At 72.2% G+C, this 25,665-nt stretch carries 20 protein-coding genes; 6 read left to right on the top strand and 14 right to left on the bottom strand.

Annotated elements, in window-relative coordinates; translation table 11 throughout:
* Nucleotides 1–32 precede the first annotated feature (32 nt).
* Nucleotides 33–1,601 (top strand): glutamine-hydrolyzing GMP synthase, encoded by a 1,569-nt coding sequence (guaA, locus tag F8568_RS25775; protein ID WP_328601008.1) that lies wholly within the window; start codon nucleotides 33–35, stop codon nucleotides 1,599–1,601.
* Nucleotides 1,602–1,871: 270 nt separating this feature from the next.
* Here guaA and F8568_RS25780 read toward each other — a convergent pair whose 3' ends face one another.
* Together F8568_RS25780 and F8568_RS25785 are read right to left on the bottom strand one after the other, a co-directional pair.
* Entirely contained in the window at nucleotides 1,872–2,414 is a 543-nt protein-coding gene (locus F8568_RS25780; protein ID WP_151596269.1) for a carboxymuconolactone decarboxylase family protein, read from the bottom strand.
* A 120-nt stretch (nucleotides 2,415–2,534) separates the two neighbouring features.
* Nucleotides 2,535–3,086 (bottom strand): peroxiredoxin, encoded by a 552-nt coding sequence (locus tag F8568_RS25785; RefSeq protein WP_151596270.1) that lies wholly within the window; start codon nucleotides 3,084–3,086, stop codon nucleotides 2,535–2,537.
* Nucleotides 3,087–3,608: 522 nt separating this feature from the next.
* On the opposite strand from F8568_RS25785, the gene F8568_RS25790 reads away from it, so the two are divergent.
* The 3 genes from F8568_RS25790 (at nucleotide 3,609) to F8568_RS25800 (ending at nucleotide 11,909) form a co-directional block, all read left to right on the top strand.
* Entirely contained in the window at nucleotides 3,609–4,520 is a 912-nt protein-coding gene (locus F8568_RS25790; RefSeq protein WP_328601009.1) for a hydrogen peroxide-inducible genes activator, read from the top strand.
* A gap of 205 nt (nucleotides 4,521–4,725) precedes the next feature.
* Nucleotides 4,726–8,172: a bifunctional glycosyltransferase/CDP-glycerol:glycerophosphate glycerophosphotransferase gene (locus F8568_RS25795; RefSeq protein ID WP_151596272.1), complete on the top strand. Its 3,447-nt coding sequence runs from the start codon at nucleotides 4,726–4,728 to the stop codon at nucleotides 8,170–8,172.
* A gap of 170 nt (nucleotides 8,173–8,342) precedes the next feature.
* Nucleotides 8,343–11,909 (top strand): CDP-glycerol glycerophosphotransferase family protein, encoded by a 3,567-nt coding sequence (locus tag F8568_RS25800; protein WP_160573759.1) that lies wholly within the window; start codon nucleotides 8,343–8,345, stop codon nucleotides 11,907–11,909.
* A gap of 66 nt (nucleotides 11,910–11,975) precedes the next feature.
* On the opposite strand, the gene F8568_RS25805 is transcribed toward F8568_RS25800, so the two are convergent.
* The 10 genes from F8568_RS25805 to F8568_RS25845 all read right to left on the bottom strand — a co-directional run bounded on the left by F8568_RS25805 (nucleotide 11,976) and on the right by F8568_RS25845 (nucleotide 21,857).
* Nucleotides 11,976–12,677: a class I SAM-dependent methyltransferase gene (locus tag F8568_RS25805; RefSeq protein ID WP_151596274.1), complete on the bottom strand. Its 702-nt coding sequence runs from the start codon at nucleotides 12,675–12,677 to the stop codon at nucleotides 11,976–11,978.
* Between the two features lie 102 nt (nucleotides 12,678–12,779).
* On the bottom strand, nucleotides 12,780–13,586 hold the full coding sequence (locus tag F8568_RS25810; protein WP_151596275.1) for an SRPBCC family protein: 807 nt from the start codon (nucleotides 13,584–13,586) through the stop codon (nucleotides 12,780–12,782).
* 125 nt (nucleotides 13,587–13,711) lie between these two features.
* Nucleotides 13,712–14,569, bottom strand: a complete 858-nt coding sequence (locus tag F8568_RS25815) for an FAD binding domain-containing protein (RefSeq protein WP_151596276.1) — start codon at nucleotides 14,567–14,569, stop codon at nucleotides 13,712–13,714.
* On the bottom strand, nucleotides 14,566–16,998 hold the full coding sequence (locus F8568_RS25820; RefSeq protein WP_151596277.1) for a xanthine dehydrogenase family protein molybdopterin-binding subunit: 2,433 nt from the start codon (nucleotides 16,996–16,998) through the stop codon (nucleotides 14,566–14,568). Before F8568_RS25820 ends, F8568_RS25815 begins: the two co-directional genes overlap by 4 nt.
* Nucleotides 16,995–17,489, bottom strand: a complete 495-nt coding sequence (locus F8568_RS25825; RefSeq protein WP_151596278.1) for a (2Fe-2S)-binding protein — start codon at nucleotides 17,487–17,489, stop codon at nucleotides 16,995–16,997. The genes F8568_RS25820 and F8568_RS25825 overlap by 4 nt, the downstream gene beginning before the upstream one ends.
* 244 nt (nucleotides 17,490–17,733) lie before the next feature.
* A complete protein-coding gene (locus F8568_RS25830) occupies nucleotides 17,734–18,441 on the bottom strand; it encodes a peptidoglycan-binding protein (protein ID WP_151596279.1) in 708 nt (235 codons plus the stop codon).
* A complete protein-coding gene (locus F8568_RS47035) occupies nucleotides 18,438–18,605 on the bottom strand; it encodes a hypothetical protein (protein WP_202125343.1) in 168 nt (55 codons plus the stop codon). The genes F8568_RS25830 and F8568_RS47035 overlap by 4 nt, the downstream gene beginning before the upstream one ends.
* A 194-nt stretch (nucleotides 18,606–18,799) precedes the next feature.
* Nucleotides 18,800–19,141 (bottom strand): hypothetical protein, encoded by a 342-nt coding sequence (locus F8568_RS25835; protein WP_151596280.1) that lies wholly within the window; start codon nucleotides 19,139–19,141, stop codon nucleotides 18,800–18,802.
* Nucleotides 19,142–19,247: 106 nt separating this feature from the next.
* A complete protein-coding gene (locus F8568_RS25840) occupies nucleotides 19,248–20,120 on the bottom strand; it encodes an isocitrate lyase/PEP mutase family protein (protein WP_328601010.1) in 873 nt (290 codons plus the stop codon).
* A gap of 222 nt (nucleotides 20,121–20,342) precedes the next feature.
* The gene (locus F8568_RS25845) at nucleotides 20,343–21,857 is read right to left on the bottom strand and encodes an MFS transporter (protein WP_151596281.1); all 1,515 of its coding nucleotides are present in this window, start codon (nucleotides 21,855–21,857) and stop codon (nucleotides 20,343–20,345) included.
* Between the two features lie 114 nt (nucleotides 21,858–21,971).
* Here F8568_RS25845 and F8568_RS25850 point away from each other — a divergent pair, with 114 nt between their 5' ends.
* On the top strand, nucleotides 21,972–22,697 hold the full coding sequence (locus tag F8568_RS25850) for a TetR/AcrR family transcriptional regulator (protein ID WP_151596282.1): 726 nt from the start codon (nucleotides 21,972–21,974) through the stop codon (nucleotides 22,695–22,697).
* A gap of 6 nt (nucleotides 22,698–22,703) precedes the next feature.
* On the opposite strand, the gene F8568_RS25855 is transcribed toward F8568_RS25850, so the two are convergent.
* Together F8568_RS25855 and F8568_RS25860 are read right to left on the bottom strand one after the other, a co-directional pair.
* Nucleotides 22,704–23,066, bottom strand: coding sequence for a hypothetical protein (locus tag F8568_RS25855; RefSeq protein ID WP_151596283.1), 363 nt, complete (start codon nucleotides 23,064–23,066; stop codon nucleotides 22,704–22,706).
* 198 nt (nucleotides 23,067–23,264) lie between these two features.
* Nucleotides 23,265–24,803 carry an alkaline phosphatase D family protein gene (locus F8568_RS25860; protein ID WP_151596284.1) on the bottom strand — a complete coding sequence of 513 codons (1,539 nt, stop codon included), beginning with the start codon at nucleotides 24,801–24,803 and terminating at the stop codon, nucleotides 23,265–23,267.
* Nucleotides 24,804–25,091: 288 nt separating this feature from the next.
* Between F8568_RS25860 and F8568_RS25865 the strand changes: the two genes are divergently transcribed.
* Nucleotides 25,092–25,478: a cupin domain-containing protein gene (locus F8568_RS25865; RefSeq protein ID WP_236009143.1), complete on the top strand. Its 387-nt coding sequence runs from the start codon at nucleotides 25,092–25,094 to the stop codon at nucleotides 25,476–25,478.
* Nucleotides 25,479–25,665 lie beyond the last annotated feature (187 nt).

Consider the following 25,665-nt stretch of genomic DNA (forward strand, 5'->3'; position numbering starts at 1 on the left):
GGTCTTTCCAGGCCGTGCGAAAGGCGTTGTTGGTGGCCGTAGACCAGTCCTTTGACACCGTTCTCGTCGTCGACTTCGGCGCGCAGTACGCGCAGCTGATCGCGCGGCGGGTCCGTGAGTGCCATGTGTTCAGCGAGATCGTGCCGTCCACCATGCCGGCGGCGGAGATGCTCGCCAAGCGGCCGAAGGCGATCATCCTGTCGGGCGGGCCGGCGTCGGTGTACGAGCAGGGGGCGCCGGCGGCGCCGGACGGCCTGTTCGAGCTGGGCGTGCCGACCCTCGGCATCTGCTACGGCCACCAGGTGATGGCGCAGGCGCTCGGCGGGACGGTGGAGAACTCCGACGTCGCCGAGTACGGCGGCGCGACCGTCGCCGTGACGTCGCCGGGGATGCTGTTCGCGGGGCTGCCGAACGAGCAGGCGGTGTGGATGTCGCACCGCGACTTCGTGCGCGAGGCGCCCGCCGGGTTCACGGTCACGGCCAGCACGGACGTGACGCCGGTCGCCGGCATGGAGGACCGGGACCGCGGCTTCTTCGGCGTGCAGTTCCACCCGGAGGTGCTCCACACCGAGAACGGCATGGAGATCCTGCGGCGGTTCCTGTACGAGGGCGCGGGCTGCCGGCCGAACTGGACGATGGTGAACATCGCGGACGAGTCGATCGAGGCGGTCCGGGAGCGGGTCGGCGGGAAGCGAGCGATCTGCGCGCTGTCGGGCGGCGTCGATTCGGCGGTGGCGGCGGCGCTCGTCCAGCGCGCCATCGGCGACCAGCTGACCTGCGTGTTCGTCGACCACGGGCTGCTGCGCAAGGGCGAGCCGGAGCAGGTCGAGAAGGACTTCGTCGCGGCGACCGGGGTGAACCTGCACGTCGTGGACGCGCAGGACCGGTTCCTCGCCGCGCTGGACGGGGTGAGCGACCCGGAGCAGAAGCGGAAGATCATCGGCCGCGAGTTCATCCGGGTGTTCGAGGAGGCGGCGCGGGAGATCGTCGGCGAGGACGCGGCGGAGCCCGTCGAGTTCCTCGTGCAGGGCACCCTCTACCCGGACGTCGTGGAGTCGGGCGGCGGCACCGGTGCGGCGAACATCAAGTCGCACCACAACGTCGGCGGGCTGCCGGAGGATCTGCAGTTCAAGCTGGTGGAGCCGCTGCGGACGCTGTTCAAGGACGAGGTGCGGGCGCTCGGCGAGCAGCTCGGCCTGCCGTCGGAGATCGTCTGGCGGCAGCCGTTCCCCGGCCCCGGCCTCGGCATCCGGATCATCGGCGCGGTCACCCGCGACCGGCTGGACATCCTGCGCGACGCGGACGCGATCGCCCGCGAGGAGCTGACACGGGCGGGCCTGGACCGCGACATCTGGCAGTTCCCCGTGGTGCTGCTGGCCGACGTCCGGTCGGTGGGCGTGCAGGGCGACAGCCGGACGTACGGCCACCCGATCGTGCTGCGCCCGGTGACCAGCGAGGACGCGATGACGGCCGACTGGGCGAAGCTCCCGTACGACCTGCTGCAGAAGATCTCGACGCGGATCACCAACGAGGTCCGTGAGGTCAACCGGGTCGCCGTGGACATCACGTCCAAGCCGCCGGGCACCATCGAGTGGGAGTGATCCCGGGACCGCCGTGACCCCGGAACCGCTGTGACCGCGTGGTGCGGTGACATGGTTCGGTGACCGGGTGGTGCTGTGACCGGGTGGTGTGCTGGTGGCGGGACCGTGCGGTGGCGTGGTTTGTCGGGGAGTGCGTTGTGCCGTGGGGCCGCTTCTGACCCGTGTGGCAAGTGATGCCGGGCCCGCGTCGGCTGAGGTGCGGTTTGTGCGGGATGAGCGTGAGGCCCGGATGCGGAGTCGCATCCGGGCCTCACGCTCTGCGCGGGGGTGTCAGACCGTGGCGGGGGCCAGGGCGGCCTCGGCGTCCAGGGTCGCGGCGGTCGCGTTGACGACCGCGGCGATGCGCAGCGCCTCCTGGACGAGCTCGCGGGACAGGCCGGCCTCGCGGACGACCTTCTCGTGCGACTCCAGGCACCGGCCGCAGCCGTTGACCGCCGACACGGCGAGGCACCAGAGCTCGAAGTCGACCTTGTCCACGCCGGGCTTGCCGATGATCGACATGCGGAGCCTGGCGGGCAGGGTCGCGTACGTCTCGTCGCCGATCAGGTGCGTGGCGCGGTAGTACACGTTGTTCATCGCCATGATCGACGCGGCGCCCTTGGCGGCCTCGAAGGCCTCGGCGGACAGGTGGTCGCCGGCCTCCTCGGCCAGCTCGCGGATGACCGTGGCGCTCCGGGCGGCGAGGGCGCAGGCCAGCACCGTCCCCCACAGCTGCTGCTCGGTGAGCTGCGAGGTGGTGGTCAGCGAGCCGAGGTTGAGCTTGGTGTCCTTGGCGTAGCCCGGAAGGGCGCCCTTCAGCGCGTCAACGCTCATGATCTCCAGTCCTTTCGTGCGGACGGCCGGCCGCGCGCGAGCGACCGGCCGTCCGGGGCCGGGCCGCTGCGGGGCGTCGGGGCGCCGTGGCGGGCCGGCCGGCGAGGGTGAGGCGGTGGATCAGGCGCCGGCCATGAGCTTGGCGGCGTCGAGCGTCTCCTCGCCCTTGTTCCAGTTGCAGGGGCACAGCTCGTCGCTCTGCAGGGCGTCGAGGACCCGCAGGACCTCCTTGACGTTGCGGCCGACGGAGCCCGCGGTCACCATGGCGAACTGGATCTCGTTGTTCGGGTCGACGATGAAGGTCGCCCGCTGTGCGACGCCGTCCTCGGTGAGGATGCCGAGGGCCTCGCACAGCTCGCGCTTGAGGTCCGACAGCATCGGGAACGGGATCTCGCGCAGGTCCGGGTGGTCCTTGCGCCAGGCGAAGTGGACGAACTCGTTGTCGACGGACGCGCCGAGCACCTGGGCGTCGCGGTCGGCGAAGTCCTCGTTTAGGCGGCCGAACTCGGCGATCTCGGTCGGACAGACGAAGGTGAAGTCCTTGGGCCAGAAGAAGATGACTTTCCAGCCCTCGTACGTCTTGTGGTTGATCGTCTCGAACGCCTTGTCGGGATCGAGCGAGACGCAGGCGGTCAGCTCGAACTCCGGAAACTTGTCCCCGACGGTAAGCACTCAGGCTCTCCTCTGTTGACGTGACGAACCCCCGGCCACGAGCAGGCCGGGGGAGGTACCAGTAGGTTGCCTGACCAGCGCCCTCAAGAGAAATCGATCAAGGCGACGACACTGATAGGCAGAGCTTATGAGTCGCGCCGGGAGTGCCTTCTTCCCCCAGCCAGGGCGGTGCGTCTCGGTGTCGCGGCAGCGCGGCTACGTCAGCGAGCTGCTGGCGGGGAAGTGGAGATCAGCGTCGTCTACGCGGCCCCTGAACGCTGCTCGGGATGTGAGGACCGTGCTAGTACTACATGCCTGGATCTCGATGGGCGATTGAACGATTGCGCTGCGTGATCGGGCGGGGTGGGTGTAGCCGTATTGGTATGCCTGACCCCTGCGAGTTCGACGGTGCGGTGACGCCCGCTGACCTGGATGAGTGGAAGACCGAGTTCGAGGCGCTGTGCGTGTGACCGGCGGGTATTGTAAGGCTGCGGTCATCAATCGACGACGCGGTGATAGGGGACGGTTATCGGCAGGCCGACGGTGTCGCAGCTCCGGGCGTTCCTCGCGCTGGCCGAGCATCTGCACTTCCGGGACGCCGCCGCCGCGCTGCGGATGAGCCAGCCCGCGCTGTCGGGCGCGGTGGCCGCGCTGGAGGAGACCCTCGACACCCGCCTCGTCGAGCGGACGACCCGGCGGGTGCTGCTGACCCCGGCGGGCGAGCGGGTCGCGCGGCGCGCCGAGAACGTGCTGGCGGAGCTGGACCGGCTGGTCGAGGAGGTCAGGGCGGTGCGCGGGCCGCTGGTCGGGCCGCTGCGCGTCGGGGTGATCCCGACCGTCGCGCCGTACCTGCTGCCGGTCGTGCTGCCGCGGCTCGCGGAGGAGTTCCCCGACCTCGAGCTGTCGGTGCACGAGGAGCAGACCGGCCACATCGTCGCCGAGCTGATGGCCGGGCGCCTCGACGTGGTGCTGCTCGCGCTGCCCGCGCCCGGCCAGGGCGTCACCGAGCTGCCCCTCTACGACGAGGACTTCGTGCTGGTCACGCCCGCGTCGTTCGAACTGGACGCCGGGGCCGTGCCCCGCGACGCGCTGACCGAGCTGGACGTGATCCTGCTGAACGAGGGGCACTGCCTGCGCGACCAGGCGCTGGACGTCTGCCGGGAGGTGGGCGCGCGGGCGCCCGCGGCGACGTACGCGACGAGCCTGGCGACGCTCGTCCAGCTGGTGTCGGGCGGGCTCGGCGTGACGCTCGTCCCGGAGACGGCGCTGGCGGTGGAGACGCGGCGGGCGCCGAACCTGGCGCTGCACCGGTTCGCGGACCCGGCGCCGTTCCGGCGGATCGGGCTGGGGTTCCGGTCGACGTCGCCGCGGGCGGAGGAGTTCGAGGTCCTGGCGCGGGGCGTCCGTGCGGCGATCGCGGACCTCGGCCCGGAATGCCGGGTCAGAGCGCGGTAAAGGGACGGCAGGGCGGGTCAAGTCTGCGTCAGGGGACGGCCCGGCAATGGCGATCCGCGTTCGTGTGATCACTTCGTGTCACCATGCTCGGTGTGGCGGGGTTTCCGCTCTCGCTCGGCGGCGGCTCCCGTCCATCCGACCTACTGGCATGAGCGAAGCGAACCGGGGGTGCGGGGGGTTCGGCCCCCCGTCCCTAGGAGGCCGCATGTCCCCGAAGCTCAGCGTCGTCGTCCCGTTCCACAACACCGAGGAGTATCTGCGCGCGTGCCTGGAGTCGATCGCCGGGCAGTCACTGCGCGACCTCGAGGTGATCATGGTGGACGACGGGTCGGACGACAACGGCGCGGTGATCGCGAAGGAGATGTGCGACCGCGATCCGCGGTTCCGGCTGCTGGCGCGCGGCAACGAGGGGCCGGGGCCGTCCCGGAACGCGGGGGTGCGGCTGGCCAAGGGGGAGTACCTGGCGTTCGCCGACGCCGACGACGTCGTCGAGCGGGACGCCTACAGCAGGTTGGTCGGTTCGCTGGAGCGCACCGGGTCGGACATGGCGTCCGGGAACGTCGAGCGGATGGACGCCGACCGGACGTGGCAGTCGGTGCTGCACAGCGGTGTGTTCACCGAGACCCGTTTGAAGACGCACGTGTCGTCGCATGGTTTGCTGATCCGCGACCGTACGCCGTGGAACAAGGTGTACCGGCGCTCGTTCTGGGACCGCGCGGAACTGGCGTTCCCCACCGGCTTCTATGAGGACCCTCCGGTGACGGCGCGCGCGCACGCGCTGGCCGATTCCGTGGACGTGCTGAGCGACACCGTCTACTACTGGCGCAAGCGGCCGGGTTCCATCACCGAGGACCGCTACGACTGGGGCAACCTCTGCCAGCGCCTGCGTTCCGCGCGCGTGGTGCGGGAGGGACTGGCCTCCTATGCGCCGCAACTCGTCGCCACCTACGACGAGCACGTGCTCATCGACATCGAGCTGCGCGTCGTCCTGGACGCCCTGCCCAGGACCGACGACGAGAACCGCGAGGAGCTCGTCGCCATGGGCGCGGCCCTCGCGGAGGGCGTCCACCCGCGCGTCGTCAGGAAGCTCCCGTCGATGACGCGGCTGCAACTGCACCTGCTGTGCCGCAAGAGGCTGCCCGAGCTGATGGACGTGCTCCGGTTCGTCCAGCTCGGCAAGCACAACGACACCGCGCGGGTGCGGCGCGGGCTGCGGCACCGCTGGTACGCCGAGTACCCGTTCTTCGAGGACGAGGAGCGCGGCGTCCCGCTGCACGTGTACGACGTGACCGACGAGCTGAAGCCGGCGGCGGCGATCGACCGGGCGACCTGGGTCGGCGGGCGGCTGCGCCTGGAGGGGCACGCCTACATCCGGCACCTGGACTCCTCCAGCGAGGACGGCTCCCGGATCCGGCTGTGGCTGCTCGCCTCCAACCGGCGCGGGCTGATACGGGTGCCGATCCGGCGGGTGCGGCGGCCGGACGTGACGGCGCGGACGCGGCAGTCGGTGGTGTCCTACGACTGGTCGGGGTTCGTCGCGGAGATCGACCCGGCCGCGCTGCGGATCTTCGGCCGGTGGCGGGACGTCGACTGGATCCCGTGCGTGGAGATCGTCAACCGGGGGCTGCGGCGGCGCCGGACGTTCGCCAACCCGCGGCCGAGCGCCCGGCAGTGGCCGGACGACCGGGAGTGCGCGCCGGGCGTGCTGGTGCAGGGCGTGGCGGCCAAGCGCCGGTTCGTCGTGCAGGTGCGCCGGACGGAGGCGACGGTGGCCGGGTCGCACGTGGAGGGCGACGAGCTGTGGCTGGACGGCTGGAGCCGCACGCCGGTCGGTGCGGACGCGCGGGTCACCGCGGTGCCGAAGGCGGGGCGCGCCACGGTGGCGGGGAAAGTCGAGCCGGCCGAGGGCGCGGCGGACGGCTGGTACGGGTTCCGCGCGAAGCTGCCGGTCGGCGCGCTGGCGCGGCACCTCGGCGACTGGGAGATCACCCTGCCCGGCGGCGTCCGCCCGTACCTGGAGGAGGACGCGGCGGGCGCGGTGTACCCGGCGCCCTGCGGTGAGCTGGAGGTGGCGCGGACGCGGCGCAGCCAGGTCCGGGTCGTCGTGCGTGCCGGCGCGCCCGCGGTGGACCGGGTGTCGTGGTCGCCGGACGGGCTGCTGCGACTATCGGGGACCTGCGTCGACCCGGCGAGCCGTCCGGAGGCCCTGGTGCTGCGGCGGCGCCGGTCGTGCGAGGAGCACACGGTCGCGCTGCGCTGGGAGAGCGACCGGTTCACCGCGACGTTCGCGCCCGAGCGGATGCCGGTGCTGGGGCTGTCGCGCCCGCTGGTGTCCGGCCGCTGGGACGTGTTCGCGTCGCTCGGCGAGGCCGAGCGGCCGGTGGTCGTCCGCCGGCACGCGCTGCGGACCCTGCCGGAGCCGACCGAGACGGGCCTGCACCGGGTCGACGTCCGCGTCTACAAGACCGATCAGCTCCAGCTCCACATCCAGACGGCCCTCGACGACGACGAGCGCGGCCCCTACGCGCAGGCGAGGATCCGGTCAGGGCACTACAGGCGGCACCTGAACCTGCCCGTACGGGACCTTGCCGTGTTCGACGCGTACAAGGGACGCCAGTACGCGTGCAACCCGCGCGGCATCTACGACGAGCTTCGCCGCAGGGAACTGGACATCGACTGCGTGTGGGTCACGGAGAACGGCCAGTTCGGCAAGCCCGCCGGTGCGCGGACCGTCCTGGCCGGTTCCCGCGAGCATTACGAGGCTCTCGCCAGGGCGCGGTTCGTGTTCGGCAACTGGTCGCAGCAGGAGTGGTTCGCCAAGCGCGAGGACCAGACGTACGTACAGTGCTGGCATGGCACGCCGCTGAAGAAGCTCGGCTACGACGTCAAGAAGATGCCCTACAAGCGGACCGAGGGCATGGACTGGATGCGGCACGACGTGCCGCAGTGGGACGTGCTGCTGTCGCAGAACGCGTTCTCCGTGCCGCTGTTCCGGCGCGCGTTCGGCTACCAGGGCGAGATCCTGGAGAGCGGCTATCCGCGCAACGACATCCTCTGCAGCCCGCACCGCGACGAGATGGCGACGGCGGTACGGCGGCGCCTGGGCATCCCCGAGGGTAAACGGGTCGTGCTGTACGCGCCGACGTGGCGCGACGACTTCCACTTCGCCATCGGCAAGCGGGCGTTCCGCCTCGAACTGGACGTCGAGCGGTTCCGCAGGGCGCTGGGCCGCGACCACGTGCTGCTGCTCCGCACCCACTACCTGGTGACGGACCGGCCGAAGTGGCGGCCCGGCGACTGCGTCATGGACGTGTCGGTCTACCCCGACATCTCCGAGCTGTTCCTGATCAGCGACGTGCTCGTCACCGACTACTCCTCGGCGATGTTCGACTTCGCCGTCACCGGCAGGCCGATGCTGTTCTACACCTACGACCTGGAGCGCTACCGCGACCACGTGCGCGGCTTCTACTTCGACTTCGACGCCGAGGCGCCCGGGCCGCTGCTGCGCACGTCCAAGCAGGTCGTCGAGGCGCTCGCCGAGCCGGCGGCGATCGAGTCGGGGTACCGCGGCGCGCGCGCCGCGTTCGCCGCCCGGTACTGCCCGCACGACGACGGCCGGGCCGCCGCCCGCGTGCTCGACCGCGTGCTCTGACGTCCGCGCGGCGCCGTCCCGAGCGGCGCCGCGCGGATCCGGCGCCCCGCGCGGTGCCGTCCCGAGCGGCACCCGCGCGCACCACACGTCCACCCACACGCTCACCACCAGTCCTCACCACCGTGCCCGTCATCACTGCGCGCACCACCCCGCAAACCCCTGGAGATCCCGTGTCACCGAAGATCAGCGTCGTCGTACCGTTCCGCGCCGCCGGGGACCACCTCGCCGGATGCCTGGAGTCGCTGGCCGGGCAGACGCTGCGCGACCTCGAAGTGATCATGGTGGACGACGGGGCCGCGGACGGGGCCGCCGCCGTCGCCGAGGCGTTCGCGCGCCGCGACGGCCGGTTCGTGCTCGTCCCGCACACCGACCCGGCGGCGGGACAGGCCCGCGACACCGGCGTCCGGCACGCCGCGGGCCGCTACCTCGCGTTCGTCGACGGCGAGGACGCGGTCCCGCCCTACGCCTACGAGCTGCTGGTGGCGACGCTGGAATCGACCGGGTCCGACATCGCCGGCGGCAACGTCATGTGCCTCGACGACGAGGGCGTATGGCAGTCGTGGCTGCACGCGGAGCCCTACGCCGCGACGGTCCGCTCCACGCACGTCTCCCACCAGCCGAGCCTGCTGCAGGACCGGACGGTGTGGAACAAGGTGTTCCGCCGCTCGTTCTGGGAGGCGCACCAGTTCGAGTTCCCCGCGATGCAGTACGGGGACCTGACCGTGGCGATGGAGACCCACGTCCTCGCCACGTCCGTCGACGTCCTCGACGCCACCGTCTACTTCTGGCGCCACCACCCGGGCGCCTACGACCGGGAACGGCAGGAGCTCGGCGACATCATCGACCGCGTGGCCGCCCTGGGGATGGTGCGCCGCACCCTGCGCGACCGGGCGCCGGAGCTGCTGCCCGCCCACGACATGTACGCGCTGGACCTGGACGTCCGCGCGCTCGTGCACGCGCTGCCCGCCGCGTCCGAGCAGGAGCGCCGCCGGCTGGTCGGCCTCGGCGCGGAGATCGTCGCGGAGGCCGACCCGGCCGCCGCGTCCGGGCTGGAGGCGATCAAGCGGCTGGAGCTGCACCTGCTCGGCGAGCGGATGCTGCCGGAGCTGCTCGAGGTGCTGCGGTTCGAGGAGGGCGGCCTCGACGAGGTCCCGCTCGTCGCGAAGGGCCGGTTCCGGCAGCGCTGGTACGCCCGCTACCCGTTCTTCGGCGACCCGCACCGCGGCGTCCCCGACGAGGTGTACGACGTCACCGACGAGGTCGAGCTGTGGACGCGGGTGGAGCGGGCCGGCTGGGACGGGGACGTCCTCACGATCGAGGGGTTCGCGCACTTCGCCCGCCTCGACGTGTCGTCGGCGCACGACTCGCGGATCCGGATGTGGCTGCGCGACGCCCGGACGGGCCGGGAGGTCCGCCTCGACGTGCAGCGGACCCGCTGCCCCGAGGCCACGGCCCGCTCCGGGCAGGCGCTGGTGTCCTACGAGTGGTCCGGGTTCGCCGTCCGGGTCGACCCGGAGGCGCTGCGCGACGGCGAGGAGTGGCGCACCGCCGCGTGGGAGCTGTACGCCGAGGTGACGACGGCGGGGCACAAGGCCGTCCGGCGGGTCACCGCGGCGGCGCCGCGGGTGCGGTGGACGGCCGCGCGGCAGCCCGCCGAGCACGTCGCGGTCCAGCCGGCGGACGGCGACGACGGGTTCGTCGTGCACGTCAAGGCCTCCCGCGCGGTGCTCACCGGGTTCCGCCGGACGGGCGATGTGCTGGAGCTGACCGGATGGACGAACCGGGCCCTCGGCGCCGGCGCGGCGATCATGGCGGCGCGGCGGCACGGCGGGACCGAGGTGTTCGGCGACGTCACGGTCCGCCCGGCGGCGGTGACGCCGGCGGCCGAGGGGACCGGGTTCAGCTTCACCGCGGCGCTGCCGCTGGACGGCCTGCTGTCGATCCCCGACGCACTCGGTGGCGACGCCGGCGCCGAAGCCCCTGACATCCCGGCCGACGGGGTCCCGGCCGTCACGCCGGGCCGCGCGCACCTGCTGGACGTCATCGACTGGGACATCCGGCTGAGCGGCGAGGGCGGCCCGCTCCGGATCACCATGGCCGGGCACCTCGCCGAGGCCCGGTTCGCCTGGCGGGGCCGCGAGTTCGTCGTGACCCGCACCGCGTACGGAAACCTGCGCGGGATCGAGCGCTGCTTCCGTCCCGTGGTCACGCAGGCCGGCTGGGACGCCGAGGGCCGGCTCGCACTGACCGGCACCTATGCCGATCCCGAGGAGCGGCCCCGCCGCCTCGTGCTGCGCCGCAGCCGCTCGGGCGAGACGCACGAGGTGCCGCTGATCTGGGAGGAGGACCGGTTCACGGCCGCGTTCACGCCCGCGCGCCTGCCGGTGTTCGGGACGGACCTGCCGCTCGCCGAGGGAGCCTGGGACCTGCTCGCGCCCACCCGGTCCGGGGAGGTCGCCGTCGTCGCCGAGCGCGCCGGGATCCCCGCGCTGCCCGAATGGCGGCGCGTCGGGGCGCACGAGTTCGAGGTCGGCGTCCACCAGACCGACGCGGTGCGGATCCACAGCCGTCCCGCCCTGTCGGAGGACGAGCGCGGACGGCACGCGCAGCGGCTCCTGCAGCAGAACGACTACCCCGTCTACCTGCGCAGCCCCCTGTCGGACACGGTGGTGTTCGACAGCTGCGACGCGTCCCGGTACAGCTGCAACCCGCGCGCGCTCTACGAGGAGCTCGCCAAGCGCAGGCCCGACCTCGAATGCGTATGGGTCTCGCAGGACGGCCAGTTCGCCGTCGAGGGCGAGGCGCGGACCGTCCAGGCGGGGACACGCGAGCACTACCGGACGCTCGCGCGCGCACGGTACGTCGTCACGAACTACGGGGCGCCGTACTGGTTCGCCAAGCGGCCGGGACAGACGTACCTGCAGACGTGGCACGGCACCCCGCTGAAGCGGCTCGGCTACGACCTGAAGGACATGCCCTACCGGCGCACCGAGAAGCTCGACTGGATCCAGCGCGAGGTGCCCCGGTGGGACTACCTCCTCTCGCCCAGCCCCTTCGCCACGGAGGTGATGCGGCACGCGTTCCGTTACGGCGGCGAGGTCCTGGAGACCGGGTACCCGCGCAACGACGTCCTGAGCGCCCCCGAATGGCAGCGCGTAGGGGCGGACATCCGCAAGCGCCTCGGCATCCCCGAAGGCAAGAAGGTGGTGCTGTACGCGCCGACCTGGCGGGACGACGAGCACCACGCTCCGGACCGGCGCGGCTTCCATCTGGAGCTCGATGTGGAGACCATGCGGCGCGCGCTCGGGGACGACCACGTCCTGCTCCTGCGCGCGCACCACCTCATCACGGACCGCGCTCATGTCGCGTCCGACGACTTCGTCATCGACGTCACGCGCTACCCCGACATCGCCGACCTCTACATGGCGTCCGACGTCCTGGTGACGGACTACTCGTCGGCGATGTTCGACTACGCCGTCCTAGGGCGCCCGATGGTCTTCTATACCTACGACCTGGAGCGCTACCGCGACCACGTCCGCGGCTTCTACCTGGACCTGGAGGCGGAGGCCCCGGGGCCGCTGGTCGCGACGTCGGAGGACGTCGCCGAGGCGGTCCGCGAGGCGCCCGGCCTGGAGGACGAGTACAGCGGCCGGTACGACGACTTCTTCGTCAAGTACTGCCCGCACGACGACGGCGACGCCTCCGCCCGAGTCATCGACCACGTCTTCCCCCGTTGACTTGCGGCGAGTCGTCGTTATCGCCGGCCGCATAACGACGACTCGCCGCAAGTGAACGCGGTTCGGTCAGCCGGGGCGGCGGCAGCGGGCGAACAGCCAGGTGCCCGGCCACGACCACAGCGGCAGCCGCCGCTCCAGCGCCATCGACAGCCGCAGGGCCTCGTTCGCGGCCGGGTGCAGCGGAGCGAGGTCCTCGCGGCGCGTCATCCGGTGCCGGAGCCGGCGCAGGACGGGACGCAGCAGCACGCCGCGGCTCCACAGCCGATCCACCAGCAGGCCGGCGCCTTCGAGGAGCTCGGCGAAGGCGCCGCGGGCGTAGCGGCGGACGCGCCCGAGCGCGACGTCGTGCGCCGACCACAGGCCCATGTCGCACGGGACGGACACCAGCGCCGTCCCGCCCGGCCTCAGCACCCGGACGATCTCGGCGGCGGCGCGCCGGTCGTCCTCGATGTGCGCCAGGACGTCCATCGCCAGCGCCAGGTCGTACGCGCCGCCGGGGAGCGGGAGGTAGCGGGCGTCGCCCTCGTAGGCCTCGACGCCTTGCGCGCGCGCGAGCGCGACCGCCTCCGGGTTCAGGTCGATCGCGGTCGCCCGCCAGCCGTGCCCGGACAGCATCCGCGCGTCCGCGCCCGCTCCGGCGCCGATGTCGACGGCCGCGCCGGGCACGCTGAACCGCAGCAGCTCGCCGGAGACGATCGCGCGCCGTTCCCGGTACCACCAGTTGTCGTCGCCGATGCGCGCGATCCGCTGCAGCTCGATCGTGTCCACGGCACAAGGTCATGCCATCGCGGCGGCGCGTTCCACCGTCGTCGCCGATCGCATGCCGATCGTTGAACCGCGCTTGAACCGGCCCCGGGTCGCGGCGGGCCGTCAGCGCCTGCGGCGCCGCACCAGCCAGCGGATCACCAGCAGCAGTACGACGAGCCCGCCCGCCGCCGGGACGGCCCGCTTCACCAGCGACGGCCCCGCGACCTCCAGCAGGTCGATCGCGTCGTCGTCATCGCGCGCGAGCCGCAGCGGCGGCCGCTCGGACGGCGCCGGGGGCTGCGGCGGCGCGGCCGGAACGGGCTGCGCCACCTCCGCCTTGGCCGGTTCCGGCTCCGCGGCCTTCTCCGGCTTCGCCTCCTCGGCGGGGCTCTCCGGCTCCGGCATGGCCTCCTGCACGGGCGCCGCAGCGGACGCGGGCTCGGGCTCGGGCTCGGCGGCCGGCGCCTCGGGCTCGGCCGGCGACTCCAGCTCCGCCGCGAGCGCCTTCGCGAACCGGGCGATGATCTTCGAGCCGACCTCGGACAGGATGTTGCGGCCGAACTGCGCGGGCCGCCCCGTCACGTTCAGCTTCGTGCGCACGGTCACCCGGGTCGTGCCGTCGTCCTGCGGATGCAGCTTCGCCTGCACGGTCGCCGACGCCGTGCCGGAGCCGCGCGCCTCCTTCGCCGCCGCCTCCATCGTGACGGTGCGGGACGACTCGTCCGCCGACACGATGCGCGCGGTGCCGCGGTAGGTGATGGTCATCGCGCCGACCTTCACCTTCATCCGGCCCGCGTACTCGTCGCCGTCGACCGAGTCGAGCGTCGCGCCCGGCATGCACGACGCGACGCGCTCCACGTCGAGCAGCACCGACCAGGCCCGATCCACCGGCACGGGGACGGTGAATTCGTGGTCGAGCTCCATGATCATGGTCCTTATCGTCCGGTGTACTTCCTGGCGACCTTACGGCGATCATCCTGGCGCCGCCAGTGCGGGGTACCCGACGGGCAGGGGGCGGCCCGGGGACGGCCCGCGCCGCCCCCGGCCGTCCCTGTTCAGACGTCCGCCGCCGCGCTCAGCGCCCGCGCGGTCAGCACGGACGCCAGGTGCGTCCGGTACTCGGCCGATCCGTGCAGGTCCGTGGGCGGCTCGGTGCCCTCGGCGGCGTGCCCGGCGGCGGCCTGGAACGCCTCCCGCGTCGCCGCCCGCCCCCGGACCGCGTCCTCGACGCCGCTCGCCCGGACCGGCACCGGCCCCATGTTGGTCAGCGCGACCCGGGCGTCCTCCACCGTGTCCCCGGACCGGCGCACCGCGCACGCGACCCCGACGATCGCCCACGCCTGCGCCGTCCGGTGGAACTTCTCGTAGTGCACGCCCCAGCCAGCGCCGAGCTTCGGCACCCGGACCCCGACGAGCAGCTCGTCCGGCTCCAGCGCCGAGGTCATCCAGTCGACGAAGAACTCCGCCGCCGGGATCTCCCGCTCGCCGCGCACCGACCGGGCCAGCAGCACCGCGTCCAGCGCCAGCGCGACCGCCGGCAGGTCGCCCGCCGGGTCCGCGTGCGCCAGCGACCCGCAGAACGTGCCGCGGTGCCGGACCGCCGGGTCCGCGACCGTCTCCGTCGCCCGCGCCATCAGCGGCAGGTGCTCGCGCACCAGCGGGTCGCCGATCACCTGGTGATGCGTCGCCATCGCGCCGATCACGACCGCGTCGCCGGCGTCGCGGATCTCCCGCAGCCCGTCGAGGCGGTCGAGGTCGATGAGCGCGTCGGGGTAGGCGAGCCGCATCCGCAGCAGCGGCATCAGGCTCTGCCCGCCGGCGAGGACCTTCGCGTCCTCACCGGCGTCGGCCAGCGCCCGCACGGCGTCGTCCACCGACGCGGGCCGCACGTAGTCGAACGTCGCGGGGATCACCGGGCACCTCCGGCCGATCCGAGACCGCCGCCCGCACCGGGTTCGGCCGTGCCGGGTTCGAGCGTTCCGGGGTCGGGCTCCGAGCGGAGCGCGCGCCACACGCGCTCCGGCGTGCACGGCATCGGGACGTCGTCCACGCCGAACGGGCGCAGCGCGTCCACGATCGCGTTCACGACCGCCGGGGTCGAGGCGATCGTGCCGGCCTCGCCGACGCCCTTCACGCCCATCGGGTTGGACGTCGCGGGCGTCTCCGTCCGGTCCGTCGTGAACGACGGCAGGTCCGCCGCCGACGGGATCAGGTAGTCGGCCATCGTCGTCGTCGTGAGGTTGCCCTCCGCGTCGTACACGGCCTCCTCGTACAGCGCCTGCGCGATGCCCTGAGCCAGCCCGCCGTGCACCTGCCCCTCGACGATCAGCGGGTTCACGACCTTGCCGACGTCGTCCACCGCCACGTACTTGCGGATCTTCACCATCCCGGTCTCGGTGTCGACCTCGGCCGCGCACAGGTGCGTGCCGTGCGGGAAGGAGAAGTTGTCCGGGTCGAACGTCGCGTCGGAGTCCAGCGACGGCTCGATCCCGTCCGGCAGGTCGTGCGCCGCGAACGCCGCCAGCGCCACCTCCTGCAGCGTCCGGCCCTCCTGCCGGACGCCCCGGACGCTGAACCGGCCGCCCTCGAACTCCAGGTCCTGCTCGGACGCCTCCAGCAGGTGCGCCGCGATCTTCCGCGCCTTGTCGACGACCTTGTCGCACGCCGAGTACAGCGCCACTCCGCCGACCGCCAGCGACCGCGACCCGTAGGTGTCCATGCCCTTGTGCGACACGGCCGTGTCGCCGTGCAGCACCTTCACGTCCTCGAACGGGACGCCCAGCCGGTCCGCGGTGATCTGCGCCCACGCCGTCTCGTGGCCCTGCCCGTGCGCGGACGACCCCGTGACGACCTCGACCTTCCCGGACGGCAGCACCCGCACCGACGCGTGCTCCCAGCCGCCCGCGCCGTACGACAGCGACCCGAGCACCCGCGACGGCGCCAGCCCGCACATCTCCGTGAACGTCGACACGCCGATGCCGAGCTGCACCGGGTCGCGGCGCTCGCGCCGGTCCGCCTGCTCCGCGCGCAGCTTGTCGTACCCGAACAGCTCCAGCGCCTTGTCCGTCGCCGCCTCGTAGTTCCCGCTGTCGTAGGTCAGGCCCGCGATCGTGTCGTACGGGAACTCCTCGTGCGCGATCCAGTTGCGGCGCCGCACCTCGATCGGGTCCATGCCGAGCTCGGCGGCCAGCTCGTCCATCAGCCGCTCGATCGCGAACGTCGCCTCCGGACGCCCCGCGCCCCGGTACGCGTCCGTCGGCGTCTTCGTCGTGAACACGCCCGAGCACGTGAAGGAGTAGGCGTCCATCTTGTAGATGCCGTTGAACATGAACGCGCCCAGCAGCGGGATGCCCGGCGTCACCAGCATCAGGTAGGCGCCCATGTCGGCGAGCAACTCCACCTTCAGGCCGCGGATCCGCCCGTCCCGCTCCGCCGCGAGCGTCAGCCGCTGGATCTGGTCGCGGCCGTGGTGGACGGTCATGTTCCCCTCGCTGCGCGACTCCGTCCACTTCACCGGACGGCCCAGCCGCCGCGCCAGCAGCAGCGCGATGACCTCCTCGCCGTACACCTGCAGCTTGGAGCCGAACCCGCCGCCCACGTCCGGCGCGACGACCCGGATCCGGTGCTCGCCGATCCCGGTGACCGTCGCCAGCATCAGCCGCAGGATGTGCGGGATCTGCGTCGCCGAGTACAGCGTGAACTCCTCGCCCTCCGGGACGCACAGCACCGACCGCGGCTCCATCGCCGTCGGGATCAGCCGCTGCTGCACGTACCGGCGCTCCAGCACGACCGGCGCGTCCCGCATCGCCGCGTCCAGGTCCCCGTTCTCGAACACCCACGTGTAGGAGGTGTTCGTCCCGAGGCCCTCATGGACCAGGTCGGCGCCGTCCGCGACCGCCGCCTCCATGTCCACCACGGCGGGCAGCGGCTCGTAGTCGACGTCGATCTCCTCCAGCGCGTCGAACGCCGCGTAACGGTCCCGCGCCACCACGCACGCCACCGGCTCGCCCACGTACCGGACCTCGTCCACCGCCATCGGCGGATGGTCCGGATGCTTCATGTCCTCGGTGACCACCCACGCGCACGGCAGCGCCCCCTGCTCGTCCGCGAAGTCGGCGCCGCTGAACACCGCCACCACCCCGGGACGGTTCCGCGCCGCGCCGGCGTCCACCCCGGTGATGCGCGCGTGCGCGTGCGGGCTGCGCAGGAACGCCACGTGCAGCGTCCCCGCCGGCGCCATGTTGTCGGTCCATCTCGTCCGCCCGGTGATCAGCCGGGCGTCCTCCGACCGCTTCCTCGGCGAGCCCATCTCCCGCGCGGGGCCCTCGGTCGTCGCGGTCATGGCGTCACCTCCCGCTCCTGCACGGGCGTCCGCATCTCCGCCGCGGCGCGCCGGACGGCCTTCACGATGTTCTGGTAGCCGGTGCACCGGCACAGGTTGCCCTCGAGCCCGTCGCGGACCTCCTCCTCGGACGGGTCGGCGTTCTCCCGCAGCAGGTCGATCGACGCCATGATCATGCCGGGGGTGCAGTAGCCGCACTGGAGCGCGTGCTCCTCGTGGAAGGCGCGCTGCATCGGATGCTCCGCGCCGCCCGCCCCGAGGCCCTCGACGGTCGTGACATCGCGGCCGTCGGCCTGGACGGCGAGCACGGAGCAGCTCTTCACGCTCATCCCGTCCAGCAGGACGGTGCAGGCTCCGCAGTTGCTGGTGTCGCACCCCACCGGGGTGCCGACCTTCCCCAGCCGGTCGCGCAGATAGTGGACGAGAAGAAGCCGCGGTTCGACGTCGTCCTCGTACGTCGCACCGTCGACCTCGACACGGATACGTGGCATGCGTTTCTCCCAGGGACGTCTCGGGGTGGACCGGGATGGGGACGTCCCTGGGCGGAGCGCGTTGATCCGGCCACGTCATCGGGGCCCCGCCTCTCTGGAGCCCTCCGCGGCGCGACCGCCGGAAACGCTCCGCGACATGCGACCTTACGAAGGTATGCCGCGGTTGAATCGCGTACTAGACCCTGACATGCCCTTTTTGTCGGAGGTGGGGCGCGCGGGGCGGGCGGGGCCCGGGCGGACGGCGCTACTGCACCCGCAGCAGGACCGGCCAGGTGTCCGGCCCGACGATCCCGTCCGCCGCGACACCGCCCCACTTCTGGACGGCCTTCACCGCCGCCTCCGTGGTGTCGTCGAACGTGCCGTTGACGGCCACCTCGGGGTGGCTGCGCGCCAGCAGCAGCCCCTGCACGCTCTCCACGTGCTCGCCCGTGTCGCCCTTGCCCACCTGCGGCAGCTTGTTCACGATGGCCTCCGTCCAGTCGTCCCCGGTGTAGTCGGGCCGTCCGTAGCCCGCGATCACGTCCGCTCCGCGCACCCTGCGCTTGCAGGCGTCGGAGGTGTTGCCCTCGATCGTCTGGACCCGCCCGCCGCCGAGCGCCTTCTCCACGACGCCGACGTGGTCGATCGCGGAGACGCTGTCGGACGCGCCCCAGTCGAAGAAGACGATGTCGCCCGGCTGCGCGGCGTCGACCTGCGCGGTCGTGCCGGCGTGCCAGCGCCCGGCCTTCTGCATGTCCTGCGCGTGCCAGACGGTATAGGCGCGGTCGCCGCCGGGCAGGACGGCGCTCGCGTTGCCGCTGTGCCGCGCCCAGTAGGTGATGGCCATGTCGCACCAGGACGCCTTGAGGAACTCGTCCCCGTGCCTGGCGGCGTACTCCTTGGTGATGGCGTTCGGGCGGCCCGACATCCCGAGGGACTTGCGGGCCTCCGCCAGCATGCTCGCCGCGGTCATCCGGAACCCTCCCCGCGGAAGGCCCCATCTGCGTCCGGCTCTCCGTACAGGCCGCGGAGGACCTGCTCCTCGTCCGGTTCCGTCGCGCGGTCGACGCCGGGGTTCACGTCGACCCGGTCCATGTGCGACGCCTCGGTGGCGTCCGTTCGTGCTTCGGGGGTCACTGTTACTCCTCGCCGGTCGCGACCGCCCCGTACCGTGGGCGATCACCAACCGGCCGTAATCGGATGCCCCTTACTTTTCCGGATTTTCGCCCTATTCGCATGGACCCCGCCTGACCTGGCCCAAGAGCCGTCGGATCGTCGCTCCGGGGTAAGCGGACGGCGCCCGCGGGATGCGCGGGCGCCGTCCGGGGGCGTCACTCGTCGTCCGACCGCGGTGGCGACGTGGTCGCCGACGTGCCGGACGGCGACCCGTTCGCCGAGCCGGGCGACATCCCGCTGGAAGCGCCGCCGACCTCGTTGACGATGTCGCTGCCCGGGCTGCCGTCGCCCTCGGCGAGGTTGAACGACCGGTCGACCTCCAGCCAGCTGTCGTCGCCCGCGTCGTCGCCGGTGTTGTCGAACGCGCTGACGAGGCCGTCCCCGCCCGGAGCCGCCCCGGACGAGGGGGAGGGGGACGCCCAGGTGACCCCGGACGTCGCCGCGGCGGCGCCGCAGGTGAGGACGGACAGGACGAGAAGCCTGGCGAGCAGGCGCATGATGACCCCTTTTCGGTGGTGACGGAACATCGCGGTGACTCCCGGGGGGAGATCACCGCGATGGGCGGATGACGGTGCGCGGACCGATTGCCGGTATTCGGCCGGATCAGGCGGGAGCGGGCGCCATCTCCCGGCCGTCCGGCCGGTGGTGCCGGCTGATGTTGCGTTCGAGCAGTTCGATGGACTCCTTGACGCCGACGGCGTCCGGTGTCATCTCCGGCAGCCGGCCGTCGGCGGCCTTCAGCTCGAGCAGCGCCGCGTCCATCGCGCGCTGCGCGGCGAACAGGCACGGCGTGCTGTAGATCGCCACGTCCACGCCGAGCCCGGAAAGCTCGGGCAGCGAGACGCGCGGCGACCTGCCGCCCGCGATCTGGTTGAACAGCAGCGGCTTGCCGCCGATCACCGACCGGACCCGGCGGATCCAGTCGACGTCGCGGACGCCGTCGACGAGGACCACGTCGGCGTCGGTCTCGGCGAGGGCCCGCGCGCGGACGAGGATCTCGTCCTCGCCGGTGGCGTCGGTGCGGGCGACGACCACGAGATCGCGGCGGGTGCGCAGCACCATGTCGAGCTTGTCGAGGTACTCCGGCAGCGGCAGGATCCGCTTGCCGTCGACGTGCCCGCAGCGGCGCGGCCGCTGCTGGTCTTCCAGGATGACGCCGGACGCGCCGGCCGTCTCCAGCTGCCGGACGACGTGGCAGGCGACCTCCGGGTCGGCGTACCCGTCGTCGATGTCGACCAGCAGGTGCCGGCCGGGGAAGGCGAGCCGCAGCCGCTGCACGAACGCGACCATGTCCGGCCAGGCGATGAAGCCGATGTCGGGCAGCCCGTAGTGCGACGCGGCGAACCCGAATCCGGACACGAAGAGGCCGTCGTAGTGCTTCGCGGCGACGGAGGCGGAGAACATGTCGAACACGCCGATGAGTGGGGTGACTCCCGGCGACATGATCTCTCGCCGTAGCTCGTCTCCGTAATTCACGTATCACTCCTCTGTTCTGGGGTGTGGCAGGCCGGGTACCGCGCGGGCACCCGGGCCGGGGGGCTGTCACGCCTCGAACGACGCGGATGTTTCGCTATTCCGCGTTGCGAATAGTTACTCATCCAGAACGTATAGGAGGGGTAAAGTGAATGTAGCGGTCCGCTAAAACCCGGAATTGCGCCGCCGGTAATGAAGTGCCTTATGGTGATTTGTAAATGGCGGTCAGGGGGCGGCGTCGACCTGGTCGGCCGGTTCGGCCGGGGAGTCCTGCGGCGCCGGCGGGGCCGGGCGCAGGACGAGGAACGCCAGCGCCGCCGCCGCGATGCCGGCGACCACGCCGACGAGCGCGATCGTGGCCATCGAGTCGGTGAACGCGTCGCGCGCCGCCGCCGCGAGCCCCGCGTCGCCCTTGGCCGCCGCGACCGCGAGCGCGTCGCCGATGGACTCGCGCGCCCGGCCGGTGACGGCGTCCGGCATGTGGCCGGAGAAGGCCGCCGCCAGGACGCTGCCGAGCACCGCGACGCTCAGCGCCTGCCCGACCTGCTGGACGGTGTCGTTGACCGCCGAGCCGACGCCCGCGCGCTCGGGCGGCAGGGCGCCGAGGAGCGTCCCGTACGCCGCGGGGCCCATCGTCCCGCTGCCCATCCCCATGACGACCAGGGCGATGACGAGCTTGGGGTAGCCGTCGCCGGGCGACAGCGTCGCCAGCACCCCGAAGCCGGCCGCGAGCAGCAGCAGGCCGGCGGCCACGGCGGCCCGGGCGCCGAGCCTCTTGTCGACCACCACGCCGACCCCGTTGAACGCCATCGCGGCGACCATCAGCGGGATGAACGCGGCGCCCGCCTTCAGCGGGCTGTACTCCAGCACGAACTGCAGGTACTGGGTGAGGGCGAGCAGCAGCCCGCCCGCCGAGAACGACATCAGCACGACCGACAGGCTGGCGCCGCTGAAGTTGCGGTCGCGGAACAGGCCCATCGGCAGCATCGGCTCCGCGCAGCGCCGCTCCCACAGCCCGAACGCGGTGATCATCACGATCGCGGCGGCGAACCCGCCGAGGGTGCGGCCGGACGACCAGCCGTCCCGCGCCGTCTCGATCACGCCCCACACGAGCGCGGTCATCCCGGCGGTCGACAGCACGGCGCCGACGACGTCCGGGCGGACGGCCGGGCCGCGCGACTCGGGGATGATCAGCAGCGCGGCGACGACCCCGAGGACGGCGATCGGGATGTTCAGCAGGAACACCGACCCCCACCAGAAGTCGCGCAGCAGCAGGCCGCCCACGAGCGGGCCCGCGACGGCGCCCACCATCAGCACTGAGCTCCAGATGGCGAGGGCCTTCTTGCGCTCCTCGTCGTCGAAGACGGTGGTGAGGATCGACAGCGTGCCCGGCATCAGGAACGCGCCGCCGACGCCCATCAGCGCCCGCGCGGCGATGAGCTCGCCGGACGAGTCGGCGAGGGCGGCGAGCCCGGACGCGCCGCCGAACAGCACGAGGCCGGTGACCAGGCCGCGGCGGCGGCCGAACCGGTCGGACAGGGCGCCCGCGGTGAGCAGGAGCCCGGCGAACACCAGCATGTAGGCGTCCAGGATCCACTGGACGTCGGAGTTGCTCGCGTGCAGGTCCTCGACCAGGGACGGGATCGCGACGTTGAGCACCGTGTTGTCGATGACCACGACGAGCAGGCTGAGGCAGAGCACGCCGAGGATCACCCAGCGGCGCGGGTTGCGGGCGGTCATGGCGTCCCCGTTCGTACGACGATCGAATTTTCGCACACTGTACTAACTTTGGTACGCCGTTCGTCAACCGATAATCTGGAGCGACCCCAGCAGCCCAGGTCGCAAGGACGTTGCATGGCCACTGACACCGACCCCGTCGCCGGCTCGGTCTGGCTGCGCCCCGGCCGACCGCGCCGGGGCCGCCCGCAGCTCAGCCGCGAGGAGATCGTCGGCGCCGCCGTCGCGCTGCTGGACGCCGACGGCATCGAGGGGTTCAGCATGCGCCGCCTCGCCGCCAGCATCAGCGCGGGCGCGACCTCGATGTACTTCTATGTCGCCAACAAGGACGAGCTGCTGGAACTCGTCGTCGACGAGATCCTCGGCGAGGTCGACATCCCCGACCCGGACCGGGTCGGCTGGCGCGAGGCGGCGGCCGGGGCCGTCCGCTCCTTCCGCACGGTCCTGCTCCGCCACTCCTGGGTGCTCGGGCTGTTCGGCAGCCACCCCGCCATCGGCCCGAACGCGATGCGGGTCAGCGACCGCACCATCGCGCTGCTGACCGCCGCCGGCCTGTCCGGCGCGGAGGTCAACTGGGCGAGCAACCTGCTGATGTCGCACGCCATCGGCTACGCCACGTCCGACGCCGCGCTGGAGCGCGCCACCCGCGACGCCGGGAAGTCGCCCGCCGACCTCGTCGAGCAGCTCCGCCCGTTCGTGGAGCGCGTCGCCGACGACTACCCCAACTACGCCGCCTGGTGGCGGCAGAATCCGACCATCTGGGTCGAGCCGGACACGAGCTTCGAGTTCGGCCTCGAACGCATCCTCGACGGCTTGGAAGCCTGGCTCGACCGGAAGTCCTGACCGGCGTCAGGGGGACGGGGTGCCGCACGTCCCGGTGATGTCGTCGGTCGCCTTGCTGAAGCGGATCGCCTCGGAGTCCGACAGCAGGTTCCGGCCGGTCTCGTCGCCGCCGCTCTTCTTCAGCTTCGCGCCGACGTCCAGGACGACGTCGACCTCCTTGGCCAGGTGGTCGTCCTTCAGCTTCGGGCGCACGCGGCGCAGCGCGTCGATGATCCCCTGGACGTCGCCCGAGGTCGACGGGGTGCGCAGCGCGGCGGTGATCCGGGCGCAGTCGGCCTTCCGGTGGTCGCCGCCGCCGGAGCAGCCGGGGACGAGCAGGCACAGGACGAGCGCCGCAGCGGACGGGACGAGGGTGCGCGCGGGATTCACACGCTCGATGATCCCAGGCCGGGGACTGTGTACCGGTCTGCGGGGTATGTGCGTTACGTGTTCGTCCGATATCTGATCGTGACGGCGGTGCTCACCGTGGTCGCGTACGTCCTGATCACCCGCTGAGCGTCACCGGCAACGCCCGATAGCCGGCGGAGCGAGGTCGCGCCTACCGGGAAGGCGCGACCTCGCGCGCCGTCAGCGGGCGGGGTTCAGCGTTTCGGTGTGCAGGACCTTTCCGTCCAGGTCGCGGAGGCGGACGGTGAGCGTCGCCGAATGCGCGTCGATGTCGACCTCGCCGAAGAACTGGAAGCCCTCCGCGGGCGAGGTGTTCGCGTGCGGCGGCGCCTGGACGAATCTCGCGACCGGCCCGAACGTGCCGTCGAGGGCGTTCGGCCCGAAGGCGCCCGCGTTCAGCGGGCCGGAGACGAATTCCCAGAACGGGTCGAAGTCCTGGAACGACGCCTTGGACGGGTCGTAGTAGTGGGCGGCCGTGTAATGGACGTCGGCCGTCAGCCAGACGGTGTTGCGGACGCGGTTCTTCTTGATGTCGGAAAGGATCCCGGCGATCTCCCGCTCGCGGCCGAGCGGCGCGCCGCCATCGCCCTGCGCGGCGGCCTCCTGCGCGGTGCCGTCGGGGACGACCAGGCCGATCGGCAGATCGTTCGCGATGACCTTCCAGGTGGCCTTGGAACGGCGGAGCTCGCGCTTGAGCCAGGCGGCCTGCTCGGCGCCGAGCAGGCCGTCGCGCTGGGTGGGGGAGTCGTCGGCGTCGTTCGGCGACTTGTAGGTGCGCATGTCGAGCATGAACACGTCGAGCAGCGGGCCGTAGGAGATCTTGCGGTAGATGCGGCCGCCCTTCGCCGCCGGAATGGCGATCGGCGTGTACTCGAACGCGGCGCGGCGGGCGCGGGCGGACAGGACGTCCACGCGCTTCTCGGTGTACTGCGGCAGGTCGAGGATCTCGCCGGGGTACCAGTTGTTGAGCGTCTCGTGGTCGTCCCACTGGTAGAGCATCGGGACCTGCGCGTTGAACGCGCGGAGATTGGCGTCCTCGAGGTTGTAGCGGAACTGGCCGCGGTATTCGGCGAGGGTCTGGGCGACGGCGGACTTCTCCTCGGTGGTGAGGTTGCGCCACGTGGACCCGTCCGGCAGCTTCACCGTTTCAGTAAGCGGGCCGTCCGAATAGACGAGGTCGCCGCTGCACAGGAAGAAATCGGGGTCGACCGCGGCCATCGCCTTGAAGATGCGGTAACCGCCGAGGTCGGGGTTGATGCCCCAGCCCTGCCCGGCGAGGTCGCCCGACCAGACGAACCGGATGTCGCGGCGGGTGCGCGGCGCCGTGCGCAGCCGGCCGGCCACCGGCTCGGACGCCGGGCCCCGGTCCAGGCCGTCCAGCCGGACCCGGTAGTGCAGCTCGCGGCCCGGCGGCAGGCCGCGCAGGAACGCCTTCCCGGTCAGGTCGGTGTCCGGGGTGAGGACGGGGCCGCGCAGCGTCCGGGCGTTGCGGAAGTCGGGCCGGTCGCCGATCTCGACGAGCATCCGCGCGGGCCGGTCCGAGCGCGCCCAGATCACGGCCTCGTTCGCGGTGACGTCGCCGCTCTGCACGCCGTGGGTGAGTCGCGGGCGGCCCGTCCGCAGCAGGCCGGCGGCCCTTGCCGGGCCGTCGTTCAGCAGGGCAAAGGCCGCTCCCGCGGTCGTCACGAGACCACCGCGCAGCACGGTTCGCCGGTCCATCGCAGACTCCGTTCCTTGATCCGTTACCGGACGGATGGTGACGGACTGGGACGGATCGCGGGTGCACGGCGGGTGAACGGAGAGGTTCGGCTTGACAACCGTTGGTCACGGAGTGTCTCCTTGATGCCATGCCAGCGCGCGTTCCCGCCGACAGCCCCGTGGCCCTCCGCCGCGTGGCCAGCGCGCTGTGTCCTGCCTGTAGCCGCTGATCATCCCGTTGCTCCCGGGTGGCGCTCACCCGGATCCGGCTCACACCAGGACATCCAGGACATGGTTCCCGATCTCACTATGCGTGGTCAGGACGACCCGCACGGCCGCACCATCACCGCCCGCCCGCCCACCGTCGGCCAGCTCGCCGCACACGTCCGCGACCTGGCGGCCCGCCCGTCCGACTGGTGGCGCCGCGTCGTGTTCGACGACGCCGGCCCGGTCCACGTCCCGCTGGACGCCCCGGACGGCGTCCGCCTGTGGCTGACCACCTGGCCGCCGGGGCACGGCGCGACCGTCCACGGCCAGGTCGGCACGCTGCTCGCCGGCGAGCTGGCGGAGGTGGCGATCGCGGCGGACGGCGTGACGGAGCGGCCGCTGCGGGCCAACCGGGTCCGCGTGCACGGCGGTCCGCAGACGTTCACCAACCCCGGCCCCGCCTTCGCCGTCAGCCTCCACGCCGCCTAGTAGCCGAACGGCCGAGCGCGCACCTGGCGGGCACGAGACCACCGCGCCCGTCCGTGCGGCCTAGATGAATGAGTCCAAGGGTTCGCCTGCGGACATGGGGCGAGGGCGTCCAATGTCAGTGTGTGAAGACAGACCTAGACACCCTCGCAACGGCACTCTATGCCCGGATCGACGACGAGTTGAAGGC

The sequence above is a fragment of the Actinomadura physcomitrii genome (assembly GCF_008923205.2).
Taxonomy (GTDB): domain Bacteria; phylum Actinomycetota; class Actinomycetes; order Streptosporangiales; family Streptosporangiaceae; genus Spirillospora; species Spirillospora physcomitrii.

What these genes read in the sequence shown, in the direction of transcription:
- F8568_RS25820 (WP_151596277.1), bottom strand. Translation starts at nt 16,998, where the DNA reads ATGACCGCGACGACCGAGGGCCCCGCGCGGGAGATGGGCTCGCCGAGG.
- F8568_RS25845 (WP_151596281.1), bottom strand. Translation starts at nt 21,857, where the DNA reads ATGACCGCCCGCAACCCGCGCCGCTGGGTGATCCTCGGCGTGCTCTGC.
- F8568_RS25835 (WP_151596280.1), bottom strand. Translation starts at nt 19,141, where the DNA reads ATGCGCCTGCTCGCCAGGCTTCTCGTCCTGTCCGTCCTCACCTGCGGC.
- F8568_RS25825 (WP_151596278.1), bottom strand. Translation starts at nt 17,489, where the DNA reads ATGCCACGTATCCGTGTCGAGGTCGACGGTGCGACGTACGAGGACGAC.
- F8568_RS25850 (WP_151596282.1), top strand. Translation starts at nt 21,972, where the DNA reads ATGGCCACTGACACCGACCCCGTCGCCGGCTCGGTCTGGCTGCGCCCC.
- F8568_RS25865 (WP_236009143.1), top strand. Translation starts at nt 25,092, where the DNA reads ATGCGTGGTCAGGACGACCCGCACGGCCGCACCATCACCGCCCGCCCG.
- F8568_RS25860 (WP_151596284.1), bottom strand. Translation starts at nt 24,803, where the DNA reads ATGGACCGGCGAACCGTGCTGCGCGGTGGTCTCGTGACGACCGCGGGA.
- F8568_RS25795 (WP_151596272.1), top strand. Translation starts at nt 4,726, where the DNA reads ATGTCCCCGAAGCTCAGCGTCGTCGTCCCGTTCCACAACACCGAGGAG.
- F8568_RS25810 (WP_151596275.1), bottom strand. Translation starts at nt 13,586, where the DNA reads ATGATCATGGAGCTCGACCACGAATTCACCGTCCCCGTGCCGGTGGAT.
- F8568_RS25830 (WP_151596279.1), bottom strand. Translation starts at nt 18,441, where the DNA reads ATGACCGCGGCGAGCATGCTGGCGGAGGCCCGCAAGTCCCTCGGGATG.
- F8568_RS25780 (WP_151596269.1), bottom strand. Translation starts at nt 2,414, where the DNA reads ATGAGCGTTGACGCGCTGAAGGGCGCCCTTCCGGGCTACGCCAAGGAC.